Here is a 10,201-nt window from a genome sequence, read left to right as displayed (position 1 = left end):
GGCGGTGGTGTTCATCACCCATCAGGTGATGCATGCGATGGCGGTGGGCGACCATTTCGCCGTGCTGATCCGGGGCGCCGTCGCCGCGGACTTCAAGAAGGGCGAGAAGACCCGCGAAGAGATCACCGACCTGATGGCCGGGGGCGCCTCGATGGCAAGCCTCGAAGCCGAGATCGAGGGCTACATGGCTACCCATGACGGCCACCCGCCACCGCCCGCCGAATAGTCTCCCTGTCGGGCCACCCGGGTTCCTCCCCGGTCCCGACATCCCGCCCCGGTCCGGGATTGTCCCCGGGCCGGGGCGCCCTAGCAATGGAAGCCAAGATGCCCTGGATCAACGCCTGCGCCACCTCCGACATCGACGCCGAGGATGTGATCAGATTCGATCACAATTCCCGGACCTTCATCATTGTCCGCGACCATCAGGACGGCTACTTCTGCGCCGACGGCCTGTGCACGCATGAGGACATCCACCTTTGCGACGGGCTTGTGGTGGAAGGCACGATCGAATGCCCCAAGCACTCCTCGATCTTCAACGTGACGACGGGCGAGGTCGAGACCCCGCCCGCCTGCAACAACCTGCGCACCTACCCGACCAGGGTCGAGGACGGGCGCGTCTTCGTGGACCTTTGACATGAGCTTCCAACTTGCCGCCTGCGCCGAGATGCTGTGGCGCGACCGCCCCATCGCCTGGCGCGCCTCGCGTCTGAAGGAGATGGGCTTCGGCGTCGGCCTCTGGAACTGGCCGAACTGGGAGCTGGCGGCGCTGGAAAAGACCGGCGCGACCTTCACCATCATGAACGGCTACCTGCAAGGCCGCCTGACCGACCCGGACGGCTGCGCGATGCTGCTGGCTTCCGCAAAGGAAACCGCGAAGGTCGGCAAGCGCCTGGGCGTCCATCGCCTGAACCTGCACGGCACCGGACTTGGCGACATGGGGATACCGATACCCCAGATCGGGGCCTTCGCGCCAGGCATGGAACAGCGTGCCCGCGACACCCTTCACCGCATCTGCGATCTGGCGGAAGCCGAGGGCCAGGTCTTCACGCTGGAGAACCTGAACCCCATCGACCACCCCGGCTGCCCCTTCGGAAGCACGGCAGCCGTGCTGGGCCTGGTCAGCGCGGTCAACCGCCCGCAGCTTCGCATCAACCTCGACCTCTACCACACCCAGATCGGCGAGGGCGACCTGATCCGCTGGTGTCAGGCCTGCCTGCCCTGGATCGGCGAGGTCCAGGTCGCCGACAACCCCGGCCGCTGCGAGCCGGGGACGGGCGAGATCAATTATCATGGCGTTGCCAAGGCCTTGAAGGACATGGGCTATTCCGGCCCCGTCGGCATGGAGGCCAATGCCAAGGGCGATGAGGAGGCTGCCCTCGAAGCCTTCCGATCAGCCTTTACCCTGTAAGGACCAATCCATGGGAATGTATCACAACCGCCCCCTCGTCCAGGATCTTCGCACCATGAAGGCGCGGGGCGAGAAGATTTCGATGCTCTATGTCCAGACGAAGGAGGAAGCCGCCGCCGCCGCTGCTGCGGGCATCCATATGCTGTCGATCGAGGGACGATTCTTCGACGCCGAGATGCGCGAGGCCGCGGGAGATTGCTTCGTGCAGGTTGGCCTACCCTACGGCGGCTGGGGCGCCCTGAACGGGGTCTTCCTGACCACGGCGGAGGATTACCTGCGCACCGCCTTCCGGTTCTCGTCCATCGGCGGGGATGCGTTCTACTGTTCGGCCTCCTACGACATCCAGAAGGCGCTGGCCGACAACCACCTTGCTGTCGTGGGGCACATCGGGCTGATCCCCAGTTACATCACCTGGACCGGCTGGCGGGCCGTCGGCAAGACCGCGACCGAGGCCGAGGCGCTGTGGAAACACACGCAGATGCTGGAAAGGATCGGCGTCTTCGCGGCGGAGCTTGAGGTGGTGCCGGACCGGGTGGCGAAGTTCCTGACGGAAAACTCCAGCCTCGTCATGCTGGGCATGGGGGCGGGCAAACATGCCGATGCGCAGTACCTGTTCACCGAGGATGTCTGCGGCTACGGCGTCAATCACAAGCCCCGGCACGGCAAGATCTATGTCGAGCTTGGGCCGAAGCTGAAAGCGATCCAGGAGGACCGCATTGCCGCTTTCAGGGCCTTCCGGGCCGATGTCGATGCAGGTGGCTACCCGGCGACGGAGCATACGGTTGCGATCAAGGACGAGGAGTTCGACGCGTTCCTGAAATCGGTGAAAGGCTAGACCATGCTTCGGATCGGGGTTGTCGGCTATGGCATGGGCGGGCGGTGCTTCCACACGCCCTTCATCGCGGCGGCGCAGGGCTGCACCCTGACCGGCATCGTTGCCCGCGCCCCGGGAACGGTGGCCGCCGCGCGCGAGGACTGGCCCGATGTTCCGGTCTTCGCCAGCCTTTCCGAGATGATCGCGGCTGGCACCTGCGATGCCGTCACCATCACCACCCCGCCGCAGACCCGCCGCGACCTGGTGCTGGAGGCCATCGCCGCGGGCCTGCATGTCATCGCCGACAAGCCCTTCGCCCCCGATGCTGCCAGCGCCCGGTCCCTGGGCGCAGCGGCTGAGGCGAAGGGCGTCACCCTCGGCGTCTACCTGAACCGGCGCTACGACAGCGACATGCAGACGCTGGCGAAGCTTGTCCGAGACGGGCGCCTCGGGAAAATCTGGCGCGTCCATTCCCGCATGGACCAGGACGGGGCGCATACGCTGGAGGCTGGGCCCACCGGCGGGCTCCTGCGCGACCTTGGCAGCCATGTCGTCGACCAGATGATCTGGCTTCTGGGGCCGGTCGCCAGCGTCGATGCCCAGATGGATTTCGTCGAATTGGCCCAAGGCCGCACCGATGCGGGTTTCACCATCCGCCTGACCCACGAGAGCGGCGCCACGAGCCATGTCGAGGCGTCGAAGCTGAACCACGTCGACTCGCGTGAGTTTCGGGCCTACGGCGATCTTGGCTTCTACGGCTCGTCGACGACCGATGTTCAGGCGCAGGCGATCTTCGCGGGGAAACGCCCGACCGACGACCTCGCCGCCTGGGGCTACGAGCCAAAGGCCAACTGGGGCACCCTGCACACCGCAAGGGGCGCCGAGGTTATCCCCGCCGAACAGGGCCGTTACCACGATTACTACGAGGCCTTCGCCAAGGCCGTCCGCGACGGCACCCTGCCCCCCGTTACCGCCGAACAAGGCGCACGCACGCTTGCCGTGCTGGACGCCGCCCGCCAAAGCGCCCTTGAGGGCCGCTCCATCACTCTCTGACCACGAGGAATACCCATGCTGAACGTAGGACTTCTGGGCGCCGGCCGCATTGCGGGCGTCCATGCCACCGCCATCACCACCCATCCCGGCTCGCGCCTTGTCGCGGTGTCGGACATCAACGCCGAGGCCGCTGCCAAGCTCGCGAAGCAATACGGTGCCGAGGCGCGGACCACCGACGCGATCCTGAACGATCCCGCGATCAACGCGGTCCTCATAGCCACCTCGACCGACACCCATTCCGACCTGATCGAACGCGCCACCGCCGCCGGAAAGGCCGTCCTTTGCGAAAAGCCGGTGGACCTGTCGCTGGCGCGCGCGCTCGCCTGCCAGAAGACCGTCGCCCCAAGCGGGAAGCCCGTCATGATCGGCTTCAACCGCCGCTTCGATCCGAACTTCGCCGCGCTGAAGGCCGCGCTCGACAAGGGCGAGATCGGCAAGGCGGAGCTTCTGTCGATCACCTCCTTCGACCCTGCCCCGCCGCCGGTGGCCTATATCAAGGTCTCGGGCGGGCTGTTCCGCGACATGATGATCCATGACTTCGACATGGCGAACTTCATCATGGGCGCGGCCCCCGTCACGGTCAGCGCGGTTGGCACCTCGATCGTCGATCCTGCCATCGGCGAGGCTGGCGACGTGGATACCGCCGTCGTCACCCTCACCTACGCTGACGGCCGCATCGCAGTGATCAAGAACTCGCGCCGGGCGGTCTATGGCTATGACCAGCGGGTCGAGCTTCTGGGCTCGGAAGGCCTGTTGCAGGCGCAGAACATGCTGGAAAACACCCTGGTCAAGTCGACGACCGCGGGAGTGACCGGAGCAAAGCCGACCTATTTCTTCCTTGAACGCTACATGCCCGCCTACAAGGCGGAGTGGGCGGCCTTTGTCGAGGCGGTGGCAAACGGTGCCGCATTGCCCGTCACCCTCGCCGACGGCATCAACGCCCTGGCGATGGCGGAGGCCGCGACGCAATCGGCCAAGACCGGACAGCCGGTCACGCTGGCCAGTGTGACCGGTTGAGGCGGGCCGTGCCGTGTCAAAGGATGTCGGCGGTGCGGATGTCCTCGGCGGCGAAGTCGATCAGGGCGCGGACCTTGCGGGGCAGGACGCGGCCCTCCAGGTAGACCGCGTTGAGGAGCCCCATCTCTGCGGCATGGTCGGGAAGGACCGGGACGACAAGGCCCTGCGCGAGCGCTTCGCGCAGGGTGAAGCGGGGGGCATAGGCGAGGCCGTGGCCCTTGCCCGCAAGTTCCACGGCTGCGCGGGCGGAGTTCACCTGGAACCGGCCCTGCACGGCAACGGTGGTTTCGCTGGCGCCGGTGCCGAAGCTCCAGCGGCGGGGACTGCGACGGTTGGTATCGATGATGCAGTCGTGCCGGACAAGATCGGCGGGGGCCTGCGGGGTGCCCTTGCGGGCCAGATATGCGGGACTGGCGACGAGGAGCGAGGCGAAGCCGCCGAGCTTCAAGGCCTTCAGCGACTGGGTGTCGGTTCGGCCCATGCGGAAGGCCACGTCGATGCCTTCGCTGGCGAGGTCGACGTGCCGGTCGGAGAGGCGCAGGTCGAAGGACAGCGCCGGATTCTTCAGGCCGAAGCGATCCAGCATCCCGGTGACATAGGTTTCGCCGAAGGTGACGGAAGCAGAGATGCGGATCACCCCGGAAAACCCGCGCGAGCCTTCTGACACCTCGCCGATCAGGTCGTCGAGATCGTCGAGGAGCGCGGGCGCGCGGGCAAGGAGGTCCTCGCCCGCCGGGGTGAGGCCGACCTTGCGGGTGGTGCGTTGCAGAAGCCGGACGCCAAGCCGGGACTCAAGCTCGGCCACGTATTTCGAGGTCAGCCGGTTAGACACGCCAAGCTGTTCGGCGGCGGCGGTAAAGGAGCCGGTCTGCGCGGTCGCGACAAAGGCCTTGAGTTCGTCGATCAGGTCCATCGAAGCCCAATTTGGAACGGAACATGGATAGTCATTCCGGAAGCTTGCCATTTCATGCCGAGTGGTCAAGCGCTATCTAGGCGGCATCGGATCACTCGCCGCAGCTGCGGCTTTCAGAAAAGGATGCATTCCATGTCCACCAACTCCGACTACGCCGCCCTTGCCCTTCGCGTCTCGAGCGGGGCGCTGTTCATTGCCCACGGCCTGATGAAGGTCTTTGTCTTCACGATTCCCGGCACCGTCGGCTATTTCGAAAGCCTTGGCCTGCCGGGCTTCTTCGCCTACCTGACCATCTTTGCCGAAGTTGCGGGTGGCCTGGCGCTGATCCTTGGTGTGGCGACCCGCGCGGTGGCGCTTGCGCTGGTCCCGGTGCTTCTGGGTGCGACCTGGGTGCATTCGGGCAATGGCTGGGTCTTCTCCAGCGAAGGCGGTGGCTGGGAATTCCCGTTGTTCTGGGCGGTGATCCAGGGCGCCATCGCGCTCTTGGGCAGCGGGGCCTATGCGCTGAAACCTTCGTCTCCGGTGGCCGTCGCGGCCTGATCGCACTCTGAAACAGATGGACCGTCCCGCCGGGGCGGCCCTTTTCCCGATAGGACAGCGAAATGAGCGCGATCACCGACCTGCACGCCCTGCGCGACCGGCTGAAGCCTTCGGCCCGGATGCCGGTGGTGTTCCTGGGCCACGGCAGCCCGATGAACGCGCTTGAGGATACCGAGTACAGCCGCGCCTGGACGGAACTCGGGAAAAGCCTGCCGGAACCGGCGGCGATCCTGGTCGTCTCGGCGCACTGGATGACGCGGGGGACCACGCTGGTCGATGTCTCATCCCTGCCGAAGACGATCCACGATTTCTACGGCTTCCCGGATGCACTTTATGCGATGGACTATCCGGCCCCGGGCAACCCGGTGCTGGCGCGGGAAGTGGTGAGCCTCTTGGCCAGCCACCATGCCGCCGAGGATGACACCTGGGGTCTGGATCACGGCGCCTGGACGGTGCTGAAGTTCCTGTATCCGCAGGCGCAGGTGCCGGTCTTCCAGGTCTCCATCGACATGGGCCGGGGGCTTGAGCATCAGCTTGAGGTCGGCCGCACCCTGGCGCAGCTTCGCGACCGGGGAGTGCTGATCCTGGGGTCGGGCAACGTGGTGCATAACCTGCGGGCGATGCGCTTCGGGGGCCAGCCACAGGACTTTGCGCTGGAGTTCGACCGGCTCTTCGCCAACCGGCTGGAGGCACGCGACCTGAAGCCGCTGGCCGATGCGGCGGGGCTGGGGACGCTGTTGCGCATGGCGCATCCGACGGTGGACCACTACATGCCCGCACTGACCATCGCCGGGGCCTCGGACGGGCGGGACCAGCTGACCTTCATGACCGATGCGATCGACCTGGGATCGGTGTCGATGCGGTCCTTCGTGTTCCATCAGGTGGCCTGAGATGCTGGTCGACGGCAAATGGGTGGCGAACTGGCAGCCGGTGCAGAAGGCCGACGAGAAGGGTCGTTTTGTCCGGCAGGTGTCGAGCTTCCGCAACTGGATCACGGCCGATGGCAGTGCCGGCCCGACGGGCGAGGGTGGCTTCAAGGCCGAGGCCGGGCGCTATCGGCTGTATGTCGCGTTGATCTGCCCCTGGGCCTCGCGCACGCTCATCGGGCGGGCGTTGAAGGGGCTGGAGGCGTTGGTCCCGGTGACGGTTGTCAACCCGGTGCTGACGGATCAGGGCTGGGCTTTCGGCGGTTATCCGGGGGCGGATGCCGATCCCTTGTTCGGGGCCAGCTATATGCACGAGATCTATACCCGCGCCGATCCGCATTTCACCGGGCGGGCGACGGTGCCGGTTCTGTGGGACATGGAGCGCGGGGTGATGGTGTCGAACGAAAGCGCCGACATCCTGCGCATGTTCGACTCGGCCTTCGAGGCGCTGGCGCCGTCCGACCTGCGGCTTTATCCCGCCGACCTGGCGGATGAGATCGACGCGCTGAACCCGCGCATCTATGATGGGTTGAACAACGGGGTCTACAAGGCGGGCTTCGCGGGGACGCAGGCGGCCTATGACGAGGCGGTGGAGGGCGTCTTCGCCACGCTGGCCGAACTGGAGGCGCGGCTGACGGGCGGTTACCTGTTCGGCGAGCGGCTGACGGAGACCGATATCCGCACGTTTGTCACCCTGATCCGCTTCGATGCGGCATATCACGGCATCTTCAAGGTGAACCGCCGCCAGATCGCCGACTACCCGCGCCTCTCGGCCTACATGGAACGGATCCTGCGGCTGCCGGGCGTGGCGGGGACGGTGAACCTGGACCATATCAAGGCCGGATACTATTCGATCAAGGCGCTGAACCCCTCGGGCATCGTGCCTGCCGGGCCGGATCATGTGGCGCGGCTTCTCGCCTCGGTCTAGTTGGTCAGCATCGCCTGCAGGGTCGACAGGTGGTCGGCCTCGACGGCGGGCTTGTCGTCGCGGATGCGGTTGATCCGGGGGAAGCGCATGGCGACGCCGGACTTGTGGCGGGAGGATCGGTTGAGGCCTTCGAACGCGACCTCGACGACCTTGGTCCGGGCGACGGAGCGGACCACGCCGAAGCGTTCGATGGTGTTCGTGCGGACGAAGCGGTCCAGATCCTTCAGTTCGGCATCGGTGAAGCCGAAATAGGCCTTGCCGACCGGGACGAGGTCGTCACCGTTCCAGACGCCGAAGGTGAAGTCGGAATAGTAGCCCGAGCGCTTGCCGTGGCCACGCTGGGCATACATCAGGACGGCGTCGATCAGGTGCGGGTCGCGCTTCCACTTGAACCAGGGGCCTTTCATGCGGCCTGCAAGATAGGGGCTGTCGCGGCGCTTGATCATCACACCTTCGATGACAGCGGCGGGCGGGTTCAGCCGCAGGGCGGCCAGGTCGTCCCATGTGGCGAACGGTAGGTCCGGCGACAGGTCGATGCGGGGGTTGAGGGTGGCGACGGCTTGGGCCAGCACGGCGCGGCGGGCGTCGTAGGGCTCGTCGCGAAGGTCCTGGCCGTTCCAGATCAGAACGTCATACAGGCGCAATCCGGCAGGGTGGGAGCGCAGCATCGCAGGCGTCACGGTCTTGCGGTTCAGCCGCTGTTGCAGGTCGGCGAAGCTGGCGATTTCATCGTCGCGCCGGACGAGAAGTTCGCCGTCCAGCGTGCCATCGAAGGCCATCAGATCAACGACATCGGGAAAGGCGGTGCTGATGTCCTCTCCCGTTCGGGAGTAGAGGCGACGGGTGCCGCCATCGCTGACTGCCTGGATGCGGATGCCATCCCATTTCCACTCGGCGGCGAAGTCTGCCGGGTCGAGGGCGGAAAGCTGGTCAAGATCGGTCGGGGTGGAGAGCATCACCGGGCGGAATGGGGCACGGGCGGCGGCTTCGGGGCGGGGGCTGCCGGAGGCCCAGGCGAAGAGGTCGAGGTAGGGCGGCTGAAGGGCGTGCCAGATTTCCTCGACCTGCGGGAGGGGCAGGTTCGCCCAGGCGGCGAAGGCCGTGCGGGCGAGGCGGGCAGAGACGCCGACTCGAAGGGCGCCGGTGGCAAGTTTCAGGTAGGCGTAACGTTCGGAGGGCCCGAGGCTGTCGAGCCTTGCGGTGATGAGGGCCGGAAGGCGGGTCTTTGGTGCGGTGGCGAGTTCGTGGACGACCTCGGACAAGGGCGGATCCGTGCGGGTGCCCTCGGGCCAGATGAGGGCGATGGTTTCGGCGAGATCGCCAACGAAATCATAGCTATAGGAAAAAAGCTGAGCATCTGCTCGCATTTCCGTCAGGCCCCGCAGCAGGCTGGGCGTGACTTGCCGCAGCTTCAGGTCGCCGGTCAGGGCGGCGAGCATCAGCCCGCGTTCGGGGTCCGGCATCCGGGTGAAGGCGTCGGCCAGGAGCCGTTCCTTGCCCAGCCGCTGCGGCGTGAAGGCGAGCCGTTCGAGGAGCGTGGCGAAGGCGGTCAGGCTCATTCGGCGTCGTCCTCGTAGCCGACCAGATGCAGGGGGCGGGCCGCGCGCTGGGTCATCTCGCACCAGCGCATCAGGGCGTCTTCGCGGCCATGGGTGATCCAGACCTCGGCCGGGTCCAGTTCGGTGATCGTGGCGGTCAGCGCGGGCCAGTCGACATGATCGGAGAGGATGAGGGGCAGCTCGACGCCCCGTTGCCGGGCGCGGGCGCGGACCTGCATCCAGCCAGAGGCGAAGCCGATGACCGGGTCGGGGAAGCGCTGCGCCCAGGCGGTGGCGAAGGCCGAGGGCGGCGCGATGACGATGGTACCGGCGAAGTCGGCCTTCTTGCCTTCGGTGGCGGGACGGAGGTCGCCGAGATTGATGCCTTGGGCGACGTGATAGTCACAGAGCTGGTGCAACGCGCCGTGGATGTAGATCGGCGCATCCCAGCCCGCCTGCCGCAGGGCTGCGATCAGGCGTTGGGCCTTGCCAAGCGCATAGGCGCCGATCAGGTGCGACCGGTCCGGGAAGGCGGCGACGCTGGCGAGAAGGCGGGCGATCTCGGTCTCTGGTGGAGGGTGGCGGAAGACGGGCAGGGCAAAGGTCGCCTCGGTCACGAAGATGTCGCAGGGGACTGGCTCGAACCGGGCGCAGGTCGGGGTGGGAACGCGGGCATAGTCGCCGGAGACCACGATGCGGCACCCCCCGCCCGTCACGGCGATCTGGGCCGACCCGAGGATATGCCCCGCCGGGTGGAATGAAACGGTGACGCCGCCGATTGTGATGGCCCCATCGGCGATATGGCGGCTGCGGGTGAAATCCTCGCCGTAACGGATCGCCATGATGTCGAGCGTTTCCCGCGTTGCCATGACCGCGCCATGGCCGGGGCGGGCATGGTCGGAATGGCCATGGGTAATGAGCGCGCGGGCGACGGGGCGCGCAGGGTCGATGAAGAAATCGCCGCCCGGGCAGTACAGTCCCTCCGGGCGTGGGATCAGGAGCGGGGGCCGGGCCATGTGCCAAACCTAGCATTCGGGGAGCGTCCGACAAGGCGGGAGCGCGGG

Annotated in this window: 11 protein-coding genes and 1 pseudogene; 9 read left to right on the top strand and 3 right to left on the bottom strand. The window is 66.6% G+C overall.

The window, feature by feature from the left end; translation table 11 throughout:
• The 6 genes and pseudogenes from JNL31_RS15010 to iolG all read left to right on the top strand — a co-directional run.
• Positions 1 to 226: pseudogene (locus tag JNL31_RS15010) on the top strand (hypothetical protein); the annotation flags it as partial.
• A 98-nt stretch (positions 227 to 324) separates the two neighbouring features.
• On the top strand, positions 325 to 633 hold the full coding sequence (locus tag JNL31_RS15005) for a MocE family 2Fe-2S type ferredoxin (protein WP_294974833.1): 309 nt from the start codon (positions 325 to 327) through the stop codon (positions 631 to 633).
• A 1-nt stretch (position 634) separates the two neighbouring features.
• Positions 635 to 1,408 carry a TIM barrel protein gene (locus tag JNL31_RS15000; RefSeq protein ID WP_294974831.1) on the top strand — a complete coding sequence of 258 codons (774 nt, stop codon included), beginning with the start codon at positions 635 to 637 and terminating at the stop codon, positions 1,406 to 1,408.
• 10 nt (positions 1,409 to 1,418) lie between these two features.
• Entirely contained in the window at positions 1,419 to 2,243 is an 825-nt protein-coding gene (locus tag JNL31_RS14995) for a 3-methyl-2-oxobutanoate hydroxymethyltransferase (RefSeq protein WP_294974828.1), read from the top strand.
• Positions 2,244 to 2,246: 3 nt separating this feature from the next.
• Complete coding sequence (locus tag JNL31_RS14990; protein ID WP_294974825.1) at positions 2,247 to 3,275, top strand: Gfo/Idh/MocA family oxidoreductase; 1,029 nt, start codon at positions 2,247 to 2,249, stop codon at positions 3,273 to 3,275.
• 15 nt (positions 3,276 to 3,290) lie between these two features.
• Entirely contained in the window at positions 3,291 to 4,292 is a 1,002-nt protein-coding gene (gene iolG, locus JNL31_RS14985) for an inositol 2-dehydrogenase (RefSeq protein WP_294974823.1), read from the top strand.
• Positions 4,293 to 4,308: 16 nt separating this feature from the next.
• On the opposite strand, the gene JNL31_RS14980 is transcribed toward iolG, so the two are convergent.
• Positions 4,309 to 5,205 (bottom strand): LysR family transcriptional regulator, encoded by an 897-nt coding sequence (locus JNL31_RS14980; protein ID WP_294974820.1) that lies wholly within the window; start codon positions 5,203 to 5,205, stop codon positions 4,309 to 4,311.
• Positions 5,206 to 5,337: 132 nt separating this feature from the next.
• On the opposite strand from JNL31_RS14980, the gene JNL31_RS14975 reads away from it, so the two are divergent.
• The 3 genes from JNL31_RS14975 (at position 5,338) to JNL31_RS14965 (ending at position 7,599) form a co-directional block, all read left to right on the top strand.
• Positions 5,338 to 5,745, top strand: a complete 408-nt coding sequence (locus tag JNL31_RS14975; RefSeq protein ID WP_294974817.1) for a DoxX family protein — start codon at positions 5,338 to 5,340, stop codon at positions 5,743 to 5,745.
• Positions 5,746 to 5,807: 62 nt separating this feature from the next.
• The gene (ygiD, locus tag JNL31_RS14970) at positions 5,808 to 6,635 is read left to right on the top strand and encodes a 4,5-DOPA dioxygenase extradiol (protein ID WP_294974814.1); all 828 of its coding nucleotides are present in this window, start codon (positions 5,808 to 5,810) and stop codon (positions 6,633 to 6,635) included.
• Position 6,636: 1 nt separating this feature from the next.
• Positions 6,637 to 7,599 carry a glutathione S-transferase family protein gene (locus JNL31_RS14965; RefSeq protein WP_294974811.1) on the top strand — a complete coding sequence of 321 codons (963 nt, stop codon included), beginning with the start codon at positions 6,637 to 6,639 and terminating at the stop codon, positions 7,597 to 7,599.
• On the opposite strand, the gene JNL31_RS14960 is transcribed toward JNL31_RS14965, so the two are convergent.
• Complete coding sequence (locus JNL31_RS14960; RefSeq protein WP_294974836.1) at positions 7,596 to 9,152, bottom strand: cisplatin damage response ATP-dependent DNA ligase; 1,557 nt, start codon at positions 9,150 to 9,152, stop codon at positions 7,596 to 7,598. The genes JNL31_RS14965 and JNL31_RS14960 overlap by 4 nt on opposite strands.
• 2 nt (positions 9,153 to 9,154) lie before the next feature.
• Positions 9,155 to 10,153, bottom strand: a complete 999-nt coding sequence (locus tag JNL31_RS14955; protein WP_294974808.1) for a ligase-associated DNA damage response exonuclease — start codon at positions 10,151 to 10,153, stop codon at positions 9,155 to 9,157.
• Positions 10,154 to 10,201: the final 48 nt, after the last annotated feature.

This window comes from Tabrizicola sp. (genome assembly GCF_016792905.1).
Lineage (GTDB): Bacteria > Pseudomonadota > Alphaproteobacteria > Rhodobacterales > Rhodobacteraceae > Tabrizicola.
The sequence above is the reverse complement of the archived record's forward strand: the minus strand, read 5'-3'. Positions and strand labels throughout refer to the sequence as shown.